A 20,393-nucleotide genomic window follows, 5' to 3' on the forward strand; every position below is an offset into this window, starting at 1 on the left:
GACAGAGCAACTTGATAATTTCCAAGGCGTGTAAAATGTCTTTAGAGATGAAGAGTATTAAGGCAGCGATTCAAGAGATGAGAAATAAATCCCCAAAAAGGAATTTTGAACAATCGGTAGAATTGATCATAAACCTTAGCGGCGTTGACGTGAAGAAACCGGAGGAAAGAATACAGGAAACGGTTGAACTTCCTAGACCAATAGGCAAGAAAGTGAAGGTAGCTGTGATAGCGAGTGGGGACATGGCTTTAAGAGCTAGGAAAGCTGGCGCAGACCTGGTTCTAGAGGGTTCAGATTTGGAAGGCCTAGCAACTGATAAGAAGAAACAGAGAAAAATTGCAAATGAGGTTGACGCGTTTATTGCGTCAGCTCCGCTTATGCCTCTGGTAGGCCGTACCCTCGGCGCCATCCTTGGACCAAGAAACAAGATGCCAACGCCAGTTCCGCCCACAGCGAATATTGAAGAAGAGATTGAGAGGCATAGGAGAATCGTGCAGATTCGAGCGCGTGGACAACCTGTTCTCCAATGTAGAATTGGAACAGAAAGTATGGCGGATGACGACCTCGCTGAAAACATACAGGCGGTGATAAACAAATTGAGGGGTCGCCTTAAGAGGGGTCTCAGTGATATAGGCGGGGTCTTCATAAAAACCACTATGGGCCCGCCTGTAGAGATTAGAATCTAGAGGGATGAAAGTTGCAAAGACAATCTCTCATGCGGAAAGCGGAGAAGGTTGAAGAAGTAGCTATCTTGATCCGCAATTATCAGATCATTGGGATAGCGGATCTATATAAGGTTAGAGCTTCTCAGCTCCAGGAAATTAGGAAAAAACTGGATGGAAAGGCTGTCTTACGTGTGATAAAGAATACCCTCTTCGAGAAAGCGCTTATAAAAATGGGTAAACAGTCGGTTCTCGACAAGATAAGAGATCATTTGAGAGGTTCTAACCTTTTTCTGTTCACAAATCTCAATCCATTCAAACTTGAACTAATTCTCGAGAAGAGCAGAGTAAAAGACTTCGCAAAAGCTGGAGATATTGCCACAGAAGATGTGATAGTTCCAGCGGGGAATACTGGGCTTCCCCCCGGCCCGATTATTAGCCAGCTAAGCTCGGTTGGTATTATGACGAGAATAGAGTCTGGAAGCGTCTGGATCAACCGGGACACGGTAGTAGCTAGGAAGGGTGAGAGAATATCGGAGAGTCTCGCGCCGATTCTGTCGAAGCTGGGGATAAAAGCTGTTGAGATGGGGCTCACAATTAAGGTTGTATGTGACGGCGAATCCGTTTTAACTGAAAAAGAATTGAAAATGGATTTGGACATGTATAAGAAGCATATAAGCGCCGCCCATGAGGAGGCCATGAAGGTTTCGCTTTACGCGGCTTATCCGATGAGAGAAAATGTTCGGATCCTTATTTGGAGAGCGATTCAGGAAGCCCATAACCTCTCCGTTAACTCGGCTTATCCTTGCAGCGAGAATATCAGAGATCTAATAATCAGGGCATACTATGAGGCTCTTGCAATATCGAACAAGATTCCTGGCTGATCGAAGACTACACCTTCTGAACTTCTAGATTGGTATCAGATACGAGGCGCATGAGTCTTTCCTTATCTTTTCCTTCTATCCCCTTCCAATCCAAAAGTATCTTTTTCACTGGCTCAAGGTTTCTTTGGATGCAATGCATCAAAATATCTTTGTCAAGTACTTTAACCATGTACTTTGGAATTATGTGACCGAAAGCTGTCTCCGTCTCAAGCGCCATTCTTGTGAATTTCATATTGTAATGTGGTCCGCCGATTCCCACAACTGTCGGGCTTATGTTACGGTTTGAAGCGGCTGCAATGGCTCCCTTCGCCACTATTGCAGCGGCCTCCGAAGATGTCCACTCCCTCATCGTGCTTCCAAGCTCAACAAACAATGTGGGGATGTCGAGTGAAGGTCCATGGTGTGTGCACTCATACGAAACTTCATACCCAAGGTCCGCCTCCTCATGAGCCTCTTTCATTGCTTTAAGGGCTTCCTTCATTGCGCTTGCGGGAGCTATCGAAACTTTTCTTGGAAGCCCGCCTAAAGATTGTTCCCCAATGTTGCCTGGAACGTGAACTGATAAAGTAGGCCTCCCACTTTCACTTTTATGTCTAGAGATAAATATTACCAGTCGGGTATCAGGTGGAAATTGGATGGACTGCGAATTTACAGATTCCTCATCTATGAAGCAGAGTTTTAGGGTCTCCCCGTCATTAAGACTTTTTGCGTAATATTGGTTGCCGAACATTATTGAATCCTGCTTTTCAAAATGATAGTCTTCAATGAGATGTTTGGCAATGTTTAAGGCGGCAACGTCAAGGTTAGATGCAATTATAAGCGACATACCTTTCCGGCTCTGCTGGAATCACGTTCTGAAGAGTTAAAAGTCTCTCTAACTGGCGAACATTTGAAAGATTAAAAAATATTAAGGTGATTAAGCCTCCGCGAGAGTTTCGCTGCTTCTAACGCCTTCGATTCCATTAATCTCGCTTGTCGCTCTTCTCAGCTCTTTGTAGTCTTCAACCTCGATGAAGACAACTAGGTCGAACCTTCCATAGCATAGATATGCCTTTCTGACACCTGAGACTGCGCGAACTTTTCGTAGAATAGTCTCAGCCTTTGTAGGTACAATCTTTAACAGTACACATGCATTCAGCATTCTATTTCACTCACCTTTAAATTTTGATTTCTACAAGAGTCTCGGTAAATACGACTCCTGCAAGCCTCCCAATCCTTAGCACTGTGGACTGTAGCTCCATAGGTTCAAGATCGCCTAGATCAACCACGACATCATATCTGCCTAGAACTGGAAAGACCTTCTCAACACCCTTAATTTGCCGAATTTTTTGTACAACCTCATCAAATCTGCCGTGTGAAGTTCTCACTAACACGCATGCTGAAACCATTTTGATCCCTCGAGGATGGTTATATGCCTAGATTTATTAATATGTTTCCTAACTTTGAATGAGCGTGACGTTGCAAGTTTTCCGTTTTCTCTAAATTTGCAAGTTTGCTTAGCGCAAACTTTAAATAAAATCCAGCATCTTCCATGATGATCAACGGTCTGAAGGCAAAGTTGATGTCCAGAGAATTCAAGCATATTGTCCGCTTAGCAGGTAAAGATTTAGATGGATCCCTTAAGGTAGCTTATGCTCTCAGCGGCATAAAAGGGATAGGCGTTAGACTTGCTAACGCCATTATTAGCAAAGCCGAGATTCCGGCTGAAGAACGTTTAGGCTTTCTTTCGGAGGGCGATGTAAGAAAGCTGGAAGAGATAATCAATAATGTGGAAAAATTTGGTTTTCCCTCGTGGCTTCTAAATTACCGCAGAAATCCGGAAACCGGTGAGGACAATCATCTTATTACATCCGACCTAGATCTCCAGGTTAAAACCAATATTGAGAGGATGAAGGAGATCAGGTCGTGGCGTGGATATCGGCATGCATACGGTCTTAAAGTGAGGGGACAGAAGACAAGAACAACTGGCAGGAAAGGCAAAGCGGTAGGTGTGAAAAAGAAGAGGGAGGCGAAGTAGGCTGGGCGATCCTAGAAGACAGAAGAAGAAGTATGAGTCTCCACGTTTCCCTTGGCGGTCAGACGTTTTGGAGGCTGAGCTCCGTCTCCTAGGAGAGTATGGTTTAAGAAACAAGGTTGAGCTCTGGCGTCATAAGACCATGTTGTCAAAGATTAGGGGGATAGCGAGATCGCTCCTCAGCATGCCACCTTCGGAAAGGGCTGCCCGTGAATCTTTACTTCTGGGGAGATTGAAGAAGCTCGGAATCTTATCGGAAGAATCGGTTCTGGACAATGTTCTCGACCTGACAGTTGAGGATATTCTCGAAAGAAGACTTCAAACACTTGTCCTCAGGAAGGGACTTGCGAAGACGATTTATCAGGCTCGGCAACTAATAGTCCATGGACACATAGCAATAGGGGATAAAAAAGTTTTCTCTCCAGGGTACCTTGTTCCCAAGGTGGAAGAGGAGAAAATTAGGTACGCGCCTACAAGCCGATTATCCAGCCTAGATCATCCTTTAAGGCAAACAATTTTAGCCGTGGCTAAGGAGGAGAATGCTGGATGAGTAAAAAAGAGGAAAAATGGGGTGTTGTTCACATATATAGCTCATACAATAATACGATTGTCCATATAACCGATCTTTCTGGAGCTGAAACCATAGCGCGAGCTTGCGGTGGAATGTTTGTAAAGGCTGATAGGCTGGAGTCCTCACCATATGCTGCCATGAGGGCTGCTGCGCATGCCGCAAGCATCGCAAAAGATAAGGGGATAACGGCGATCCATATTAAGGTGCGTGCGCCCGGGGGATCTGGTGCAAAGACTCCTGGACCGGGAGCCCAAGCTGCCATCCGTGCTTTGGCTCGTGCAGGTTTCAAGGCGATAGGAAGGATAGAAGAGGTTACGCCTTTGCCTCATGATGGAACTAGACGAAAAGGCGGTCGGAGAGGACGCAGAGTCTAGCCTCCATATACTGGTAAACATGTTGGCGAAAAGTTGAAATAGCTCTCCAATCTTATGTGAGAAAACCTAGGCCAAGATGGATTTTCCATTATGAGGTTTAAAGATGAGCTTTCGGATAATGAGCAGGACTGAAAGTTCGATGACCTTCCTTGTGGAAGGCGTGTCGGCCCCTCTAGCGAATACTCTAAGGAGGATCATGCATTCAGAGGTTCCGACAATGGCCATAGACGATGTGGTGGTCATCGAAAATTCATCGGTTCTCCATGATGAGATCTTGGCTTTAAGGCTAGGCCTAATCCCGTTAAAGACAGATCTGGATGCTTATAATCTTCCTGAAGAATGTGAATGCAGAAGTGAACTTGGATGCAAGCTTTGCCGGGTGATCCTAACGCTTGACGTCCAGGCCGAAGGCTCTGTCAGAACAGTCTATTCGGGGGATCTGGTCTCTGAGGATCCAAGAATCATTCCTGTGAGTGACAGAATCCCCATAGTCAAGTTGGCTCCTGGTCAGAGGATTAGGCTTGAAGCATATGCGAAATTGGGTCGCGGAAAAGACCATGCCAAATGGCAGCCTGTCTCTGCATGTGTTTATAGGCATGTGCCCATAGTGGAAATAGATGGGAAGGTCTGCGATGCATGCGGAGCATGCGTTCAGGTTTGCCCCAAGAAAGTTCTGAAGAAGTATGGAAATAGTGTTGAAGTGGCGGATTTGATGAGCTGTACCTTATGCGAAGATTGTGTAAGAGCGTGTAAGAAGGATCCTTCCGCCATAAAAGTGATGAAGAAAGAAGATTCCTTCATCTTCTATATAGAAGGAACAGGCTCTCTCCCGATTGAGCGGATCCTAACCGAAGGTTTGAAGATTTATGAGAAAAAGTTTTCCGAATTTGTTAAGAAGTTAATGGAGATTCAAAATGAGCCCCAAGAAGCGGTTGAGGAGCACTAATCCGGAGCTTATAAACATCATTCGGTTGCTAGAGAAAAAATCACGGGAGAATGATGCGCCAATCTGGAGAGATATAGCGGAAAGGCTCTCCAAACCGAGAAGGAGAAGAATAGCCGTAAATGTGAGTAGGATAAACCGTTATGCCCTACCCGATGAGGAGGTAGTTGTGCCTGGAAAAGTCTTAGGAGCAGGAAAAATAACTCATCCAGTAAAAGTTGCAGCGCTCTCGTTCTCGGAGCAGGCAAGGCTGAAGATAATGGCTGCGAAGGGGAAATGCTTATCCATTCCGGAATTAATTGAGATGAACCCAAAAGGCTCAAGGGTAAGAATCATTGGGTGAAGTTGCATTGATGGGGGAATCAGGAAAGGCTGAGGTTACGGTGATAGATGCTAAGGGTCTAATTCTTGGAAGAATGGCCAGCATAGTTGCTAAGAGGCTTCTTGCAGGCGAAAAAATAGTCATAGTTAATGCTGAAAAGGCGTTGATTTCTGGGAAAAAAGCGAGTATAATCGAGGAGTCGATGAAGTTTCTTGAGGTTGGGCATTATAGGAAAGGTCCAATTCACCCAAGAAGACCTGACACCATCGTCAAGAAGGTGATCCGCGGGATGCTTCCCCGGAAAAAGCCCCGGGGGATCCAGGCATTAAAGAGGTTAAGAGTATTTATCGGTGTCCCTCGAGAATTTGAAAATGTAGAAAGGGAAACTATCTCGGAGGCAGATGCGGGAAAGCTTAAATGTCCATATATTACGGTGTCTCAACTTTCGCAGAGTATCGGTTGGAAGGGAGAATAGATATGCCCGAAGCGAAAAGAGTTCTGGTTATCAGCGGAAAACGTAAAACAGCCTTTGCAAAGGCGATAATAAGACCCGGAGTTGGGAGAGTCAAGATAAATAGGGTTCCACTGGAGATACTTAATCCTGAGGTTGCAAGGGAAAAGATTCGTGAACCACTGTTGCTAGCGGAAGATGTCTTAAAAGGGGTGGACATCGACATTAGGACGAGGGGCGGCGGCTTCATGGGGCAGGCTGAAGCCGCCCGAATAGCTATTGCAAGGGGATTAGTGAAGTGGACGAAGAGTACACATCTAAGAAGCTTATTCATGAAGTATGACAGGACGCTCATTTCAGGAGACCCTAGGCAGAAGGAACCGAGGAAGTTCGGTGGGCCGGGTGCGCGAGCACGTGATCAGAAGAGCTATAGGTGACATGATCGCTGAAAGGAGATGAATGAAAATGATAATACCCGTGAGATGCTTTACCTGTGGAAAAGTCATAGGCGATAAATGGGAAGAATTTGCGAGGAGAGTTAAGGGTGGGGAGGCAGCTGGAAAAGTCCTTGACGAGCTTAAGATAAAGCGTTATTGCTGCCGCAGAATGCTTCTATCTCATGTCGACATTATTGATGAAATTATCAAATTTTACGATAAAACGATAATTGAGAGCAAGAGTAAAGAGGAGTGATGAAAATGTCTACCGTGATTGAAGATGTGGTAGCACGCAAGATAATAAATAGTAGGGGAGACCCGACGATCGAGGTTGACGTCTTCACCGCTGAAGGGTTTGGCAGCGCTTCAGCGCCCAGCGGGGCAAGTACTGGACGAGCTGAAGCCATACCATTTCCTAGAGGCGGAGTTGACGAGGCAATTAAGAAGGTTGAAGAGATCATCGCGCCGGAGATTATTGGACTATACGCCGACGACCAGTATGAAGTAGATAAAATATTGCATGAAATTGACGGTACAGATAACTTCGCTAACATAGGGGGAAACACTGCCTTCGCGGTCTCACTCGCCGTGGCAGACGCGGCCGCAGATACTTATGGTCTTCCATTATTCCAGTATCTCGGAGGCTTTCTTGCCTCAAGTTTGCCGTACCCTCTTGGAAATGTTCTTGGCGGCGGAAAACATGCGCTTGGAAAGGCGACTGATATCCAAGAGTTTCTGGTTTTACCGGTCGGTGCGCCTTCCTTCGCTAGGGCGGTTGAAGCAAACGTGGCCGTCCACAAGAAATTGAGGGATATCCTGAAGAAGATTGATCCAACGTTTACTGGGGGAAAGGGGGATGAAGGAGCTTGGGCGCCAAACATCACAAATGATGAGGCGCTCGAAGCAGTGTTCACCGCATGTGAAGAGGTAAGCGAGGAGGTAGGTTTCTCTTGCAGAGCCGGTTTGGATTTCGCATCATCATCCCTTTGGGACCCGGAGAAGAAAGGATACGTCTATTCACGGGATGGGCTGATTAGAAGTACGGAGGAGCAAATGGAATACGTCATCAGCCTGATTGAAAGATATAAGCTCGTCTATGTAGAAGACCCGTTCCATGAAGAAGACTTTGAAAGCTTCGAAAAACTAACCTCAAAAGTCAAGGACTGCCTTATCTGCGGCGACGACTTATTTGTGACCAATGTTGATAGGCTAAGGTTGGGTGCGGAAAGAAGGGCTGGTAACGCGATAATCATCAAGATGAACCAGGTTGGTACTTTATCTGACACATGGGAGACGACGAAATTTGCGAAGGACCATGGCTATGTTCCCGTGGTTTCTCATAGATCTGGAGAGACAACATCTACACATATTTCTCATTTGGCTGTTGCTTTTGATGCACCAGTAATTAAGACCGGGGTCATCGGAGGGGAAAGAGCAGCCAAGCTGAACGAGTTAATCCGCATTGAAGGGATTATTGGACCCAGAGCAATGATGGCAAGACTAAAAATCTAGAGGAAGAGTGGGAAATGGCTGAAAAGGAAGGCGAGGTTTCTCAACCAGCAGCTGAGGGACTACTGCTCCCCCAGGACGTAATGCTGTCCGCTGGCATCCATATAGGCACAAAAATAAAAACAAAGGACATGGAGCAATTCATCTATAGAGTTAGAAGTGACGGATTATTTGTGTTGGACATAAAGAAGACGGATGAGCGGATTAGGACCGCGGCCAGGTTCCTGTCGCGTTTCGATCCTTCAAAGATAGCGGTGGTTGCGGCTAGATTATATGCGCAGGAGCCAGCCAAAAAGTTCTGCGAGGTCGTAGGCGCAATTCCGATAACTGGTAGATTTGTCCCCGGAATGCTTGTCAACCCAGTCTATCCAAAACGTATAGAGCCGGATGTCATCTTGGTATCGGATCCTAGGGCAGACATCCAAGCCATTAAAGAAGCTTCAGCCTTGGGGATACCAGTTGTCGCCTTATGCAGCACGGACAACGACTTCGCAAACATTGATCTGGCGATACCAACAAATAATAAGGGGCGGCGGGCTCTGGCCGTGATATATTGGCTCCTTGCCCGTCAGATTCTCCGTGAGAGAGGGGAGATTCCGCCTGACGGCAACATATCTCTCTCCATAGAGGACTTTGAAGTGAAAATAACTGAGAAAACAGAATAATGCTAATTTTCTACAAGCCTCTCTAATCTTTAAAGGCTTTTATATTCTTAGATAGACCAGAATAATTGATTCTGCATAGCTTCCTGATGCGGGGAGGAGATTCACTCTGGTAAAGAAGATTAGAAATGCATGCGTATCGGGTAGCTTCTATTCCGGGTCACCGCAGTCCCTGAGAAGACAGATAGAAGAATGCTTCAAGCATGAGTTTGGACCCGGCAGCATTCCAACTGTCAATAAGGATGGGCCTAGAAGAATTGTAGGGTTGATGTCGCCGCATGCTGGATATATGTACTCTGGACCCGTGGCGGCCTACGCCTATCATCGTCTTGCCCTCGACGGATTAATAGAGGTTGCGGTAATTCTTGGTCCGAACCATACTGGATTAGGAAGTGGAGTGGCTATGATGGAGGAGGGGGTTTGGCGCACACCTCTGGGGGACGTAGAAATTGATACAGGCTTGGCAAGGCAGATTAGGCGGGTATGCGGCATCATCGACATAGATGAATCGTCCCATATATATGAGCATTCAATCGAGGTTCAGCTCCCTTTTCTACAGTATCTGTACGGGTCTTCATTCAAGATTGTTCCAATATGCTTTATGATGCAGGATCTTGAAACATGTAGAGATGTTGGAGAATCTTTGGCCGAATCCTTAAATGATAGGAACGCTGTTGTGATTGCGTCCACCGACCTAACCCATTATGAACCGCAAAGGGTAGCGTATGGAAAGGACATGAAAGCCCTGAATGCCGCATTAAAACTTGATGAGGAACTTTTCTACTCAATAATTCAGGAGAATAGGGTCTCAGCATGCGGGTATGGTCCTGTAACTGCTATGATTAGATCTGTGAAAAGAATGGGAGCGGGCAAAGCCGAATTATTGGCATACAAGACCAGCGGAGACATCACCGGGGACACATCAGCAGTTGTTGGATACGCTTCTATGGTATTCGAGAGATAGAGCAAACCTTCTAGGAAGTTACAGGGTTGAAAGAATCTGCATCCGCTTCTGCGCCTGGAAAAGTCATACTGTTCGGTGAGCACTTTGTTGTGTATGGAAAGCCGGCTTTGGCGACAGCTATCGATATGCGTGTGACCGTCAAGGCTAGGCCTAGAAGGGATGCAAGAATATTCGTCAATTCAATAGATGTGAAGGTTTCGGGGTACTGTGATGGTGATGTGATTCATATTTGTGATGGTGATTCAAAGGCTGGGCGGAAACTTGAGCCCATCTTCTCAGTGGTAAGGCACTTCCAAAATGTGACTGGAAAATCCGGTGGGGTCGAATTAGAGATCAAATCGGAGATACCTGCCTCCTCTGGATTAGGCTCGTCTGCCGCGGTCTCTGTTGCCTCCGCATCCGCGTTGGACCGTTTATTCAATACTGGATTGTCGAGGGATGAAATCCTCAAGATATCCATGGAGGCCGAGAAAATCGTTCACGGAAACCCTTCAGGGATAGATCCCGCCGCATCCATTTACGGCGGGTTCATCTTGTATCAGAAGGGGAAAGGGGTCGAAAGGCTAGATTTAGACATTGACCTACCCATCATTATTGGGGATACTCAAATGGAAAGGTCGACTGGCGAAATGGTTAATCGTGTCTCTCAACTTAGAACTAGGTATCCCGCCCTTATAGACAAGATCGTATGCCTAGGTGAAGAGATTGTGACCCAAGCTCTCGAGGCCCTCAAGAATAGGAATCTTGAAGCCTTAGGCGAAATAATGAATATCAATCATTCCCTCCTAAATGCTATTGGCGTATCAAATATGCGGATCGAAAGGCTTGTTCAAGCCGCAAGAGACGCGGGGGCTCTGGGAGCTAAGCTGACAGGCGCAGGTGGCGGAGGATGCATAATTGCTCTTGGTACCCGCGACAAAATTTCCGGCATTGCTGAGGCTATACAGAATGCTGGTGGAAGGCCCTACATAACCAAGAGATCAATGGATGGAGTGAGATTTGAAGAGTAATCTCATAGTGTTGAAGCTCGGCGGATCCGTCTTAACCTTCAAGGAGAAACCTATGTCTCCTAACTTCGAATCAATCCGAAGACTGTCTAACGAGTTAGCTCGGGCCCTAAGCATGGGGTCAAAGAAGATAATCCTCATCCATGGCGGGGGAAGCTTCGGCCATCCGATTGCATGCCACTATAAAATTGCTGAGGGCTTCATCGAGAATGATCAGTTGTTCGGTTTCGCCGAGACACATGCGGCTATGCTCTCACTTAACCGTCTAATCTTGCAGGGTCTTCTCGATTCCGGTGTTCCCGCTTTAGGCATGGCGCCCTCCTCATTCATCATGACTAAGAAGGGTCGAATTCACCTATTCAATTATAGACCCCTGCTTAAGGCGCTTGAGATGCGTTTGACTCCGGTTCTTTACGGTGACGCCGTACTTGATGTCCATCAGGGATTCTCGATACTTTCAGGCGATCAGATAGCGGCGCACATAGCCGTCAAATTTGGAGCTGAGAAGATGATAATGGGCGTAGATGTGGATGGACTGTATGATTCTGACCCTAAGTTGAACTCTGCGGCTCAACTAATAATACATGCCACGGTTAAAGACCTTAAACGCATGTGCAAAACATCAGTTAGGGGGAGTTCTTTAGACGTGACCGGTGGGATGATGGGTAAAATACGTGAGCTTATTGAACCGGCGAACCGTGGTGTCCAGATCTTAATAGTTAACGCTTCGAAGCAAGGTAATATTGAGAAGGCATTGAAGGGGGAGGAAGTTATTGGAACAAAGATCACGACGTAGGTTTGGGGATAAGGAAATCGTGGAACGAAAGGAGGAGCATATAGATATCTGCTTAAGAGAGGATGTCGAGGCAAGAAGGATGAGTGCAGGCTTCGATGACGTCTTTCTGGTTCACAGGGCCGCGCCTGAGATAAACCTGAGCGACATTGATTTGTCAACGGTTTTTCTCGCGCATAAATTTTCAGCACCCATTTTCGTAGAAGCTATAACCGGGGGAACAGAAAACGCTGCGAAAATAAACGCCGCCATCGCAGAGGCGGTTGAAGATCTAAATATTGGGATGGGGGTTGGGAGCCAAAGAGCCGCCCTAGAAAAGTCTGAACTTGAAAGTACGTATAGGATTGCAAGGGAAAAGGCGCCAACGGCTTTTCTCGCCGCAAATATTGGCGCCTCACAGATCTGCATGGAGGGTGGCGCAAGATTAGCGGAGAGGGCTGTGGAGATGATAGACGCTGATGCTCTCGTAATTCATCTCAATCCACTACAAGAATCGATACAACCTGAAGGCGAAGTAAACTACTCCGGAATACTTGGAAAAATAGATGAGATCTCTAGGGCATTAGATGTGCCGGTTATCGTGAAGGAGACTGGTGCCGGCATATCTGCGGAGGACGCGAGGAGGTTGAAGGGTGCTGGCGTCTCGGCTATAGATGTCGCTGGGGCTGGTGGAACAAGCTGGGCAGCTGTCGAATATTATAGGGCGAAGAAACGTCAGAACCATCTTAGAGAGGAGCTTGGGATAAGTTTGTGGGATTGGGGGATACCAACAGTTGTCAGTCTAGTCGAGGTCTCGCAGTCAGTAGATTTACCCCTCATAGCGTCAGGAGGTATTAGGTCGGGGCTGGACGCGGCTAAATCGTTAGCTATAGGCGCGTCGCTAGCAGGGTTCGCTCTTCCAATACTTGAAGCAGCCTCGAAGGGCAGCGAGAATGTGAAGAGAAAGATCGCCCTCGTCATTCACGAATTAAGAACAGTAATGTTTCTTAGCGGCGCATCAGACCTTGAAAAGCTGAGAAGCGTACCAATTGTGATAACTGGGAGGACAGCCGAATGGTTAAGAGCCAGAGGTTTCCAGATTGAAACATACGCTAGAAGAGGGGGATTAAGAGAATGAGAACAGATGATGTGGAGAAGATACTCAGGGAGAAAGCAGAGATTATAGATAGGTGTATTGAAAAGTTTGTGCCAAGAGAGATGACCGAAGCATATGTGCTTTCGATGATTAGGCCGCTTAGAGGCGACCTCGACCTCGTCGCCTTGAATGAAACGATATCCAAACCCTTCTGGGAGTTTCTTGATAGGGGAGGAAAACGTTGGAGAGCCACACTCTTCCTTATGGTGTGCGAAGCCTTAGGGGTCAGATCAGATGATTTCCTAGATCTGGCGGTCATCCCTGAGATAATTCATAATGGCACATTAATAGCGGATGATATAGAAGATTCGTCAAGTTTTAGGAGAGGCAAACCGTGCACTTATAAGATATTTGGATTAGACGTAGCCATAAACCTCTCAAACTTCATGTATTTTATCCCATTACTGGCGCTTAGGGAATATGAAAAGAAACTTTCCAATGAGAAGATTAAGAAGCTCTATGAGATCTACGTTCAGGAGATGGTTAACCTTAGCCTTGGGCAGGCGATAGACATAGCGTGGCATAGAGATCTGACCCCCAAGTTCAAAGTTTCTGAGAGGCATTACATGCAGACCTGTGCCTTCAAGACTGGAACGTTAGCAAGGATGGCGGCGAAGATGGCGGCCGTGATCGCTGGTGTTGGTGACGAGGTTGTTGAGAAGATTGGACGATTTGCAGAGTCTATTGGTATAGCATTCCAGATCCAAGATGACCTGCTAGACCTTACTGGACAAAGATTCGCCGAGGGGAAAGGTGGGTTGGGGATGGACATAACAGAGGGGAAGCTAAGCCTAATCATGATACATACTTTAGAGGTAGCGGAGGATGGTGATCGGAAAGAGCTTGAATGGATACTCAGGATGCATACAGAGGATGAACGCGAGAAGAGGAGGGCGATCTCGATAATCAATAAGTATGGGTCGATTGAATACGCCCGGAAAGTAGCGGCAAGGATCGTAGAGGAAAGCTGGAGTATGGTGGATGGGTTCCTCCCCCAATCGCCGGCTAAAGAGATGTTGAAAGCCTTAGCCCATTACCTAATTGAGAGGCAAGTGTGACGTGTCGAGTATCTGACGCTGATCATTTACAAACATGAATCTTTGGTGGGTTGTTTGTCATCTCAGGATATTAGGGAAATTGTTAGGAAGATCGCCATAGCAAATGCGATCGCTCATAAGGGTAAAGCCCAGAGTGGCCCTGTTCTTGGAAGACTGCTCGCGGAAAGGAATGAGTTGAAGTCGAGGATAGATGAGATCCGCAAGATAGTTGAGGATGTGGTCCAAGAAGTGAACATGATTCCTGTGGAAGAGCAGATTGAGATTGCGAAGAAAAATTGGCCGGAAATCCTTTCAAGAAGCAAGATTGAGGAGAAGAAGGTACTTCCACCCTTGCCTAACATTGAGAAGTATTCGCAGATTGTAACAAGGTTTGCTCCAAACCCGGACTGCGTTCTACATCTCGGATCTGCCAGGGCGATAATTCTCAGTCATGAATATGCTAGGCTGTACAATGGTCGTTTCATACTTAGGTTCGAAGATACTGATCCGAGATTAAAACGTTCGTCGCTAGAATTCTTTGATCTGATAAGGAATGATTTGGAATGGCTTGGTTGCAGGTGGGATGAGGAGTATATCCAGAGCGATAGAATGGAAATCTACTACCAGTATGCTGAGAAGCTGCTAAGAGATGGAAACGCGTATGTTTGCACTTGCAAGCGAGAGGATTTCCGAAGGAAGGTTATGAAAAGGGAGGCCTGCCCCTGTCGAGACTTAACTCCGGAGGAAAACATGGTCCGGTGGAAAAGGATGATTGATGGAGGATATGAGGAAGGGGAGGCGGTTATGAGGATCAAGACGGATCTCGAGCATCCTAATCCAGCGGTTCGCGACTGGCCTGCTTTCCGTGTGATATCGCCGAAAAAGTATCCTCATCCTAGACTGGGTGCAAAATATTATGTGTGGCCGCTCTTTGCCTTTGCGAATGGTGTTGATGATCACCTAAACGGTGTCACCCACATCATCAGGGGAAAGGAGCATCTTACCAATCAGATGAGGCAGGAGTATCTGTATCGATACTTAGGATGGAAGTATCCGGAGGCAATTCATTATGGGAGACTAAAGATTGTTGGCGCCTCTTTAAGTAAATTTAAAATCCTGAGGGGCGTTCAGGATGGAACATATACGGGGTGGGATGATCCGCGCCTTGCAACTTTCATGTCGCTTAGGAGGCGTGGCATAACGCCTGAAGCGATTAAGCGCCTCATCATAGAGATTGGCCCCAGACCCGTGGATATAACACTTAGCTGGGAGAATCTGTACGCCATCAATAGGAAGATTGTCGACCCAATTGCGGATAGATACTTCTTCGTAGATGATCCGGTAAGGCTCGTAATTAATGAGGTTCATAAGGAATTCGTAGCTAGAATCCCCCTTCATCCGGATAAACCTGAAAGGGGAAATCGTGTACTCAGGGTTGAGCCGGATGGGGGAAAGGCTGAGATTTATGTTTCAAGCCGCGACATGGGACTTTTGAATGTTGGAAAAATTGTTAGGCTGATGGAGCTATTCAATGTGAGGGTTCAGAGTGTTGGTAGTAGAGAAATCACCGGAGGGTTCGTAAGCGAATCTTATGAGGATGCTAGGAGGGTTGGGGCGCCTCTAATTCACTGGTTGCCGCCTAGGGATACAATTTCATGCCACGTCGTGATGCCAGACGCATCAATTAGAAAGGGGCTGGCTGAAGGGAACCTACGTGGGGTCTCAGTTGGCCAGATCATCCAGTTTGAGCGTTTCGGCTTCGTCAGAGTTGACAAGACAGGTGAACCGACAATAGTGTTTTTTGCTCATAGATAACTGCAAACCGCGAAAATCAGATTCCTTTGACTACTGTTAAATAAGAATTGACTGAATCGATTATTCTTTTTCTCTGTCCGCCTTCTTCAAGGTTGCTAAGGCCTTTTCGGCTACTGAAACGCAGCTTAAAAGGTCATCTATCGTTGAAAGAAAGGTCATAAGGTTCTCGTCTTCGTAGGTTATTAAAACTGAGACTTGGTTTCCTCTTCGTGAGGATTTTATTGAGATGTTTTTGGGTGTTTTGAGATTATCTGGTGAGACTGCTTTGAAAATAGCTTCAGCCTTTCTTGAATCATCATATTCAAGGCTAATTTTGGCTTCCACTTTCACTCAGACTCATCAAGCTAGCCCTTACTAAATCATTAACGTATGCGATGAAGCTTTTAATATGCTCGATGGGAACCTGTGCCCCTGCGGCAATATTATGGCCTCCTCCGATTCCTGAAAACTTCTCTGCCGATATTCTCATGATCTCCCCTATGTTGAATCCCTTTTCCGTCATTTTTTCATTTGTTCTCGCCGAGAATTTCGCTATGTTTTCCTCTGGAACAATTGAATAAGCTATCAATGGTTTCTCGCTTTTAGGCAGGTTCGTTGCCAGTATTGATGAGATTGTGCTCACTAGGCTCTCATTAATGTTCTGGCCGCCATGTATCACGTAAATGCTGTCCATCTCCTCTATCCTTTCCTTATTCGTTTCTAACAATTTTAGGTGCTCTGAAATGAGCTGCCTATATTCCTCGAGGGCTACATTCGCTTCCGCTAAAGCCGCGTTGCGGTCGCCTAAGCATATCGCAATTCCTACACCAGCCCTTCCCGTTCTTCCTACAGCGTTTAAAAGCATGGAATACTCTCTGGCGTCTCGAAGTGGGGTCCAAGGCTCTTCACGCTTAAGCACGTAGGCTGTGCCGATTAGGCTTGTGGCGGACTCGCTTCTGTAACCCTTCGACAAGAGGTACTCGCATAAACCAGAGAAGATTCTTTGTTTCTCTTCATGTGAAAGGTCTCTTAAAGCCAGCCACTTCTCGTCCCTTTTGAGCGGAATTCCCAGCTTAGTGAGAAAGGCTATGGATCTATCCTCCTGTCCACTTATACCCGGTATATACGGGTTGGTTGTCAACGCTAGCGCTTTATATATGGGTCTTGTCTCCCTTCCGAATAGTAGGAGATCGGTCTCTTCTTCTAGGTAGCCAGCTTTTACCGCATCCTCAACAATGATTTCGTTAACGCCGCCTAGCCTCCTCTCCTCATACTTGTCTTGCATATCGCCTAATGCTCCGATTACGGCGAGATGGGCTAGGTCAACATTATTCTCCGAGATTGCCTTGGATGCAAGATAGACTGTTCCGGCTCCGCTTAATTCCTTTCCGCCGTCTATCCCGCAAAGTGTTGGATTTATATGCAGTATACTTTCGTCATCCCTACCATCTTCAGGTTGGTGATGATCGAATATGATTATGTTTTTCGCTTCAGCCTTTTCTTTTATTAAGCCCAGATTTCCCCCGCCCATGTCACACATGATTATGATGGAATCCTTTTCCAAGGAAATTTGTTGTAGAACCTTTTCGTCAAGCCATCGCTCGATGCGTATTCTAAATGCCGCATCCAGCCTAGATAAAAAAGCTCCGGCAATCCCGGCTGCAGATATGCCGTCTGCATCTCGATGAGATATGACGAGAAAACCTAATCCGTTGTTCGCTGCCTCTAAAATCCTTTCGGCAGCCTCTTTCGCCCTATCCATTAGGTCCGAGGTTCTCTTGTTAAAGGCCATAATAATTCAGGCTACCTCGTTGTGAGCACCAGCGGCGTGTACTTCCAATCCGGTGGTAATACGCCTTTCCGTTTATAGTATTCTGATAGGTTGTGGATTTTAGACTCGACGATGAGGATGGCCCTCTTATTATACTTGTCGGCCTTATGTTTCTCGACGTGAGCGCGTAGTCGGGCCGCTTTCCTGAGGAGAGATTCGAGATCCTCTGGAATAGAGGGTGCGATCCCATGCTTCTTCAGTATATCTGTTATGCTCTCTCCTGTGGCAGCCTTAACGAGCGGTATACCGTATTGATCCCTCAGTATCACGCCTATCTTGCTTGGGGAATTGCCCTCCCTGGCCAATTTGACAACTAGCGCCTCCACCTCTTCAGAGGTGTATTTTAGCCAGGCGGGGCTCCGTCTGCTAAGCGGTCGAGTGGAATGAGTCTTCCCCTTCTCCTTCTTGGGCACTTCTTATCCTCCGTCAGGGTCTTTCATAACTGGAAATCAGATATTTAAAAGCTTTGTCAGAATAGTATTTTTATTATGTTAAGATGTTTAAAGACTTCCAAATTGCAGTACTTTTTGTCGCGAATTTAGGCGTCTGCAAATATATGTTTTAGAGACTGATGATTTCATACATCCGAACGTTAAGATTTAGTTATTTCGTTGAGTTGTTCGTTTTAATTTGCAAGGCATCAAATACGTATGCCATCCGCATAATGCAGTAGTAGATCTTCGCCAAATATGAGTCAAGTTCCTAGATCATATGCCGCCCTCAGATTTGTACCATACCGCGAATTTTCGTAATGCTTGAGCGCGGTGAGAGAAGAGGTTCTTCTCATCGATAGGCATCTCTCCAAACGTTTTACCGATTGAGTTATCCGGTTCAAATATTGGGTCGAATCCAAAACCCGAATCTCCACGGGGCTGCAACACTATTCTTCCTTCGGCAACACCTTGGAAACACTTGACGCCTCCTCTTCCATTGCAGAAGGCGACAACTGACTTAAAGAAGGCCCTACGATCATCTTGGCCCTCTAAGAGCTTTAGAACCCCTCTTACCCCTATTGTTCTATAGACGTAGTTGGAATACGGGCCTGGAAAGCCGTTCAACGCATTTATGAATAGGCCAGCATCCTCCACAATTATGGGCAAGTGCAATTGCTCTGATGCCTCCAAGGCGCTTCGAATAGCTATCTTCTCAATGTCGTCTTCTTGAATTTCCACTGCTTTGATCCTGAGCATGGCTAATGATACTCCGAACTCTCTAAGAACTTTACGTGCCTCATTAAACTTGTTTATGTTCGAAGTAACCATGAATACTAATTTTCCAAACGGGAAAACATTTGATGCTAAGCCACCACACCCCATAGCCTTTCATCTCTCCGCCACGTATCTCCCCCTCTTCTCTATCTCCATAATCTTCCTCATCACTTTCTCGGTCTCTTCCTCTCCCATAACCTTCATGTACCCGCTTATAACCGCCTTGAAGCATTCGTCCGCATACCTGTAATGCGTGCTGGCAAAAGCCCTCTTCATGAGATGCAGATCTACGCCCCTAGGCTCCAACTCACTCGTCTGCTCGCTTAGACCAAAGTCGACGAAGACTATTCTGCCCTGCGGCGTCAAAATTAGATTTGAAGTTGTTAGGTCACCGTGCACTATTCCGGCCCTATGTAGTTTACCGATCAATTCCCCGATTCTGACGCATATATTTATCTTCTGCTCCCTGGGTAGCCTATCAAGAACATTTTTAACCTGTTCACCCTCAACATGCTCCATCACTATAGTCGCCTCCTCAGGTTCAACTAGGAATATGATGGGTGTCGGAACACCAGCCTCCTTAGCCCTATGCATGATCATAGGCTCATGCTTCGTTCTATACTCCCGAATCTGCCTATCAAGCTCAGCTATCCTATACGCTTTTGGAAGCCTCTTCTTGATTACTACTTCCCTACCATACCATTCTTCGATGTAGAGGCTTGCCTCCGCACCCTTCTTAAGCAACATCTTCATTCTTCACCCACGGTATTTCAACCTCGTCAAGCCGCCACTTAAGCTTGACGAAGCTTCTTTCGATTGGAATGGTAAGAGAATGCTTGAATGCCAATATGCCTGTCCACGCTATCATTGCCCCATTATCTAAAGCGTATTCCTTCGGCACCGCATGGAAACTGGCATTATGCTCCTCCGCCATCTTCTCAATCATGGTTTGAAGCCTCCTGTTCGCAGCAACCCCGCCGGTAAGAAGTACCTCCCGTTTCTCGGTGTAGGCTAAAGCCCTTTCAGTCACCTCAGTTAGCATGGAGAATGCAGTCTCCTGAAAACTGAAGCATATGTCTTCAATTCTATATTTTCCGCCTTGAAGCAAAGAAATCGCAGAGGTCAGTAAGCCACTGAATGAGAGGTCCATCCCCTTCACGGTATAAGGTAAAGGGATAAGTTTCTCGCCTCTAGAAGCAATTTCCTCAACGATTCTTCCAAGAGGCTTACCCCCATCCCGCCTTAGTCCCGCCTCCCTGGCGAATGTGTCGAAACAGTTTCCAACAGCAATATCCAATGTCTCACCGAAGACCCTATACCTTTTCTCAGCGAATGCTGAAACTATAGTATTCCCGCCAGACACGTAAAGAGTAATGGGATCCTTCACGCCGCAAACAAGCTTCCCAATCTCTATATGTGCGACACAATGGTTCACCCCAACGAGAGGAAGGTTCAAGTAGGATGCCAATGCTCGGGCTGCTGTTGCACCAGTCCTCAAGCAAGGACCAAGCCCAGGCCCCTGCGAAAAAGCTATAACGGCCAGATCTTCCGGCCTAAGTCCAGCCCTTTTTAGAGCCTCAGCCAAAACTTTACCTGCAACTAATGCATGATGCCTAGCAGCCTCCCTTGGATGTATGCCGCCCGCTGGAGGAATATACGTGTCATTAACATTTGCCAAAACTTCGCCGTCGAATGAGACTATGCCGACTCCGAAGTCGTCGGCGGTGCTCTCAATCCCAAGGCAATAACGATCCTGCATTCGAATCAATGATTTATACAAGTTTCTTTCTTAAAG

At 46.5% G+C, this 20,393-nt stretch carries 27 protein-coding genes; 18 read left to right on the forward strand and 9 right to left on the reverse strand.

What is annotated here, in order from left to right; translation table 11 throughout:
- The first annotated feature begins 35 nt into the window (after nt 1–35).
- Together NZ952_04710 and NZ952_04715 are read left to right on the forward strand one after the other, a co-directional pair.
- Complete coding sequence (locus tag NZ952_04710; GenBank protein ID MCS7120486.1) at nt 36–686, forward strand: 50S ribosomal protein L1; 651 nt, start codon at nt 36–38, stop codon at nt 684–686.
- A gap of 11 nt (nt 687–697) precedes the next feature.
- Nucleotides 698–1,546, forward strand: a complete 849-nt coding sequence (locus NZ952_04715) for a 50S ribosomal protein L10 (protein ID MCS7120487.1) — start codon at nt 698–700, stop codon at nt 1,544–1,546.
- 7 nt (nt 1,547–1,553) lie between these two features.
- Here the strand turns inward: NZ952_04715 and NZ952_04720 are convergent, their stop codons facing one another.
- The 3 genes from NZ952_04720 to NZ952_04730 form a co-directional block, all read right to left on the reverse strand.
- Entirely contained in the window at nt 1,554–2,372 is an 819-nt protein-coding gene (locus tag NZ952_04720; protein ID MCS7120488.1) for a hypothetical protein, read from the reverse strand.
- A 90-nt stretch (nt 2,373–2,462) separates the two neighbouring features.
- A complete protein-coding gene (locus tag NZ952_04725; GenBank protein ID MCS7120489.1) occupies nt 2,463–2,687 on the reverse strand; it encodes an Lrp/AsnC ligand binding domain-containing protein in 225 nt (74 codons plus the stop codon).
- A 16-nt stretch (nt 2,688–2,703) separates the two neighbouring features.
- Nucleotides 2,704–2,934: an Lrp/AsnC ligand binding domain-containing protein gene (locus NZ952_04730; protein MCS7120490.1), complete on the reverse strand. Its 231-nt coding sequence runs from the start codon at nt 2,932–2,934 to the stop codon at nt 2,704–2,706.
- Nucleotides 2,935–3,107: 173 nt separating this feature from the next.
- Between NZ952_04730 and NZ952_04735 the strand changes: the two genes are divergently transcribed.
- The 16 genes from NZ952_04735 to NZ952_04810 all read left to right on the forward strand — a co-directional run bounded on the left by NZ952_04735 (nt 3,108) and on the right by NZ952_04810 (nt 15,580).
- The gene (locus NZ952_04735; protein ID MCS7120491.1) at nt 3,108–3,563 is read left to right on the forward strand and encodes a 30S ribosomal protein S13; all 456 of its coding nucleotides are present in this window, start codon (nt 3,108–3,110) and stop codon (nt 3,561–3,563) included.
- A gap of 1 nt (nt 3,564) precedes the next feature.
- Complete coding sequence (locus NZ952_04740) at nt 3,565–4,110, forward strand: 30S ribosomal protein S4 (GenBank protein ID MCS7120492.1); 546 nt, start codon at nt 3,565–3,567, stop codon at nt 4,108–4,110.
- Nucleotides 4,107–4,505: a 30S ribosomal protein S11 gene (locus NZ952_04745; GenBank protein MCS7120493.1), complete on the forward strand. Its 399-nt coding sequence runs from the start codon at nt 4,107–4,109 to the stop codon at nt 4,503–4,505. The genes NZ952_04740 and NZ952_04745 overlap by 4 nt, the downstream gene beginning before the upstream one ends.
- A 103-nt stretch (nt 4,506–4,608) precedes the next feature.
- Complete coding sequence (locus NZ952_04750) at nt 4,609–5,451, forward strand: DNA-directed RNA polymerase subunit D (GenBank protein ID MCS7120494.1); 843 nt, start codon at nt 4,609–4,611, stop codon at nt 5,449–5,451.
- The gene (locus NZ952_04755; protein ID MCS7120495.1) at nt 5,420–5,791 is read left to right on the forward strand and encodes a 50S ribosomal protein L18e; all 372 of its coding nucleotides are present in this window, start codon (nt 5,420–5,422) and stop codon (nt 5,789–5,791) included. Before NZ952_04750 ends, NZ952_04755 begins: the two co-directional genes overlap by 32 nt.
- 10 nt (nt 5,792–5,801) lie before the next feature.
- The gene (locus NZ952_04760) at nt 5,802–6,245 is read left to right on the forward strand and encodes a 50S ribosomal protein L13 (protein MCS7120496.1); all 444 of its coding nucleotides are present in this window, start codon (nt 5,802–5,804) and stop codon (nt 6,243–6,245) included.
- Between the two features lie 2 nt (nt 6,246–6,247).
- Nucleotides 6,248–6,658, forward strand: a complete 411-nt coding sequence (locus tag NZ952_04765) for a 30S ribosomal protein S9 (protein ID MCS7120497.1) — start codon at nt 6,248–6,250, stop codon at nt 6,656–6,658.
- A 28-nt stretch (nt 6,659–6,686) separates the two neighbouring features.
- On the forward strand, nt 6,687–6,914 hold the full coding sequence (locus NZ952_04770; GenBank protein ID MCS7120498.1) for a DNA-directed RNA polymerase subunit N: 228 nt from the start codon (nt 6,687–6,689) through the stop codon (nt 6,912–6,914).
- Between the two features lie 5 nt (nt 6,915–6,919).
- The gene (eno, locus tag NZ952_04775) at nt 6,920–8,170 is read left to right on the forward strand and encodes a phosphopyruvate hydratase (protein MCS7120499.1); all 1,251 of its coding nucleotides are present in this window, start codon (nt 6,920–6,922) and stop codon (nt 8,168–8,170) included.
- A 14-nt stretch (nt 8,171–8,184) separates the two neighbouring features.
- The gene (rpsB, locus tag NZ952_04780) at nt 8,185–8,832 is read left to right on the forward strand and encodes a 30S ribosomal protein S2 (GenBank protein MCS7120500.1); all 648 of its coding nucleotides are present in this window, start codon (nt 8,185–8,187) and stop codon (nt 8,830–8,832) included.
- Nucleotides 8,833–8,938: 106 nt separating this feature from the next.
- On the forward strand, nt 8,939–9,793 hold the full coding sequence (amrB, locus tag NZ952_04785; GenBank protein MCS7120501.1) for an AmmeMemoRadiSam system protein B: 855 nt from the start codon (nt 8,939–8,941) through the stop codon (nt 9,791–9,793).
- 26 nt (nt 9,794–9,819) lie between these two features.
- Complete coding sequence (gene mvk / locus NZ952_04790; GenBank protein ID MCS7120502.1) at nt 9,820–10,803, forward strand: mevalonate kinase; 984 nt, start codon at nt 9,820–9,822, stop codon at nt 10,801–10,803.
- Nucleotides 10,793–11,596: an isopentenyl phosphate kinase gene (locus NZ952_04795; protein ID MCS7120503.1), complete on the forward strand. Its 804-nt coding sequence runs from the start codon at nt 10,793–10,795 to the stop codon at nt 11,594–11,596. The genes mvk and NZ952_04795 overlap by 11 nt, the downstream gene beginning before the upstream one ends.
- Nucleotides 11,574–12,710, forward strand: a complete 1,137-nt coding sequence (gene fni / locus NZ952_04800) for a type 2 isopentenyl-diphosphate Delta-isomerase (protein MCS7120504.1) — start codon at nt 11,574–11,576, stop codon at nt 12,708–12,710. The genes NZ952_04795 and fni overlap by 23 nt, the downstream gene beginning before the upstream one ends.
- Entirely contained in the window at nt 12,707–13,786 is a 1,080-nt protein-coding gene (locus tag NZ952_04805) for a polyprenyl synthetase family protein (GenBank protein ID MCS7120505.1), read from the forward strand. The genes fni and NZ952_04805 overlap by 4 nt, the downstream gene beginning before the upstream one ends.
- Before the next feature lie 54 nt (nt 13,787–13,840).
- Nucleotides 13,841–15,580 carry a glutamate--tRNA ligase gene (locus NZ952_04810; protein ID MCS7120506.1) on the forward strand — a complete coding sequence of 580 codons (1,740 nt, stop codon included), beginning with the start codon at nt 13,841–13,843 and terminating at the stop codon, nt 15,578–15,580.
- 60 nt (nt 15,581–15,640) lie between these two features.
- Here the strand turns inward: NZ952_04810 and NZ952_04815 are convergent, their stop codons facing one another.
- From NZ952_04815 to kae1, 6 genes are all read right to left on the reverse strand, one after another.
- Nucleotides 15,641–15,910 carry a KEOPS complex subunit Pcc1 gene (locus NZ952_04815; GenBank protein MCS7120507.1) on the reverse strand — a complete coding sequence of 90 codons (270 nt, stop codon included), beginning with the start codon at nt 15,908–15,910 and terminating at the stop codon, nt 15,641–15,643.
- A complete protein-coding gene (locus NZ952_04820; protein MCS7120508.1) occupies nt 15,888–17,351 on the reverse strand; it encodes a DHH family phosphoesterase in 1,464 nt (487 codons plus the stop codon). Before NZ952_04820 ends, NZ952_04815 begins: the two co-directional genes overlap by 23 nt.
- Before the next feature lie 11 nt (nt 17,352–17,362).
- Nucleotides 17,363–17,803, reverse strand: coding sequence for a 30S ribosomal protein S15 (locus tag NZ952_04825; protein MCS7120509.1), 441 nt, complete (start codon nt 17,801–17,803; stop codon nt 17,363–17,365).
- Between the two features lie 294 nt (nt 17,804–18,097).
- Entirely contained in the window at nt 18,098–18,706 is a 609-nt protein-coding gene (locus NZ952_04830) for an XTP/dITP diphosphatase (protein MCS7120510.1), read from the reverse strand.
- Nucleotides 18,707–18,712: 6 nt separating this feature from the next.
- Nucleotides 18,713–19,351: a Kae1-associated kinase Bud32 gene (locus NZ952_04835; protein ID MCS7120511.1), complete on the reverse strand. Its 639-nt coding sequence runs from the start codon at nt 19,349–19,351 to the stop codon at nt 18,713–18,715.
- On the reverse strand, nt 19,335–20,378 hold the full coding sequence (gene kae1, locus NZ952_04840; GenBank protein ID MCS7120512.1) for a KEOPS complex N(6)-L-threonylcarbamoyladenine synthase Kae1: 1,044 nt from the start codon (nt 20,376–20,378) through the stop codon (nt 19,335–19,337). The genes NZ952_04835 and kae1 overlap by 17 nt, the downstream gene beginning before the upstream one ends.
- Nucleotides 20,379–20,393: the final 15 nt, after the last annotated feature.

The sequence above is a fragment of the Candidatus Bathyarchaeota archaeon genome (assembly GCA_025059045.1).
Lineage (GTDB): Archaea > Thermoproteota > Bathyarchaeia > Bathyarchaeales > DTEX01 > JANXEA01.

Coding starts and splice junctions, on each gene's coding strand:
- NZ952_04710 (MCS7120486.1), top strand. CDS start 36: ATGTCTTTAGAGATGAAGAGTATTAAGGCAGCGATTCAAGAGATGAGA.
- NZ952_04720 (MCS7120488.1), bottom strand. CDS start 2,372: ATGTCGCTTATAATTGCATCTAACCTTGACGTTGCCGCCTTAAACATT.
- NZ952_04725 (MCS7120489.1), bottom strand. CDS start 2,687: ATGCTGAATGCATGTGTACTGTTAAAGATTGTACCTACAAAGGCTGAG.
- NZ952_04730 (MCS7120490.1), bottom strand. CDS start 2,934: ATGGTTTCAGCATGCGTGTTAGTGAGAACTTCACACGGCAGATTTGAT.
- NZ952_04735 (MCS7120491.1), top strand. CDS start 3,108: ATGTCCAGAGAATTCAAGCATATTGTCCGCTTAGCAGGTAAAGATTTA.
- NZ952_04745 (MCS7120493.1), top strand. CDS start 4,107: ATGAGTAAAAAAGAGGAAAAATGGGGTGTTGTTCACATATATAGCTCA.
- NZ952_04750 (MCS7120494.1), top strand. CDS start 4,609: ATGAGCTTTCGGATAATGAGCAGGACTGAAAGTTCGATGACCTTCCTT.
- NZ952_04755 (MCS7120495.1), top strand. CDS start 5,420: ATGAGCCCCAAGAAGCGGTTGAGGAGCACTAATCCGGAGCTTATAAAC.
- NZ952_04760 (MCS7120496.1), top strand. CDS start 5,802: ATGGGGGAATCAGGAAAGGCTGAGGTTACGGTGATAGATGCTAAGGGT.
- NZ952_04765 (MCS7120497.1), top strand. CDS start 6,248: ATGCCCGAAGCGAAAAGAGTTCTGGTTATCAGCGGAAAACGTAAAACA.
- NZ952_04770 (MCS7120498.1), top strand. CDS start 6,687: ATGATAATACCCGTGAGATGCTTTACCTGTGGAAAAGTCATAGGCGAT.
- eno (MCS7120499.1), top strand. CDS start 6,920: ATGTCTACCGTGATTGAAGATGTGGTAGCACGCAAGATAATAAATAGT.
- rpsB (MCS7120500.1), top strand. CDS start 8,185: ATGGCTGAAAAGGAAGGCGAGGTTTCTCAACCAGCAGCTGAGGGACTA.
- NZ952_04805 (MCS7120505.1), top strand. CDS start 12,707: ATGAGAACAGATGATGTGGAGAAGATACTCAGGGAGAAAGCAGAGATT.
- NZ952_04820 (MCS7120508.1), bottom strand. CDS start 17,351: ATGGCCTTTAACAAGAGAACCTCGGACCTAATGGATAGGGCGAAAGAG.
- NZ952_04830 (MCS7120510.1), bottom strand. CDS start 18,706: ATGGGGTGTGGTGGCTTAGCATCAAATGTTTTCCCGTTTGGAAAATTA.
- NZ952_04835 (MCS7120511.1), bottom strand. CDS start 19,351: ATGAAGATGTTGCTTAAGAAGGGTGCGGAGGCAAGCCTCTACATCGAA.